Origin of the sequence: Paenibacillus glufosinatiresistens, assembly GCF_031470375.1 — a bacterium.
GTDB classification, from domain to species: domain Bacteria; phylum Bacillota; class Bacilli; order Paenibacillales; family Paenibacillaceae; genus Paenibacillus_AQ; species Paenibacillus_AQ glufosinatiresistens.
In genome coordinates, this window is record NZ_JAVFHT010000045.1 from 1 (window position 1) to 1,006 (window position 1,006).

The following is a 1,006-nucleotide window of genomic DNA, read 5'->3' on the forward strand; positions in this document are numbered from 1 at the left end:
ATGCCGCTGCCTTCCGGCTCGGCGGTCGCATCGCGCAGCGCCGACGACAGCACCGGATGCGGCCCGATCTCCAGATAGGCGCCGATCCCTTCGCGGCGCAGCGCCCGGACCGCTTCGAGGAAGCGCACCGGCTGGCGGAGCTGCCGGGCCCAGTAAGCGGCGCCCAGCTCGGAGCCGCTCAGAAAAGCGCCGTCCGCAGTCGAGAAGAACGGCACCGCCGCCTCCTGCGGACGGATTCCCGCCAGCGCCTGCTCCAGCTCGGCGGCAACCGGCGCGGTCAGCGGGCAGTGGCCGGGCGTGCGTGCCTGGACGAACCGCACGGGAACGCCGCGCCGCTTGAGCGCCGGCACCCAGGCTTCCATCGCCGCCGCTTCGCCGGAGAAGATGACCGCGCGCGGACTGTTGACCGCGGCGACGTAGATGCCGCCGCCGGCTTCGGCGGCCAGCTCGGCCGCCGCCCCGGGGGAGACGACGGCCGCGGCCATGCGTCCCTGGCCCTGAAGGCGGCGCAGCAGCCGGGTGCGGTGCAGCAGCACGCAGGCGGCATCCTCCAGCGAGAGGATGCCGGCGGCATGGGCCGCGGCGACTTCGCCCATGCTGTGGCCGCAGACCGCAGCGGGGACGCAGCCCCACGAGCGCCAGAGGGCGGCGAGTCCGACCTGGACGGCGAAGACGGCCAGCTGCGCGTCGGCGTCGTCGGCGTCGGCCGGGCTGCCGGAATCGGGCGCAGGCTGAAAATGCGTGCGCAGCGAAGGCAGCGCAGGATCAAGCGCATGGAACAGCGTCTCGCAGCGGTCGATGACGGCGGCGAAGACGGGAAAGTCCAGACAGCCGGCGGCCATGCCGAGCCAATAGCCGCCGTGGCCGGAGAAGACCCAGGCGGTGCGCAGCGGACGGGCGGGGGCGGCGTCGGGGTGAAGCGCTCCGGCTGCCCGTTCGTCCAGCGCCTCGCGCAGCGCCGCCGCCCACTCGGAAGCGGAGCGGCCGGCGACGAACAGACGGAACG

1 protein-coding gene is annotated in these 1,006 nt (G+C 74.4%); it reads right to left on the minus strand.

Going from position 1 to position 1,006, the window contains the following annotated elements; all coding sequences use genetic code 11:
- Nucleotides 1-1,006, minus strand: a 1,006-nt coding sequence (locus RBI05_RS19225; protein ID WP_310552215.1) for an acyltransferase domain-containing protein, incomplete at both ends; no start/stop codon positions are given.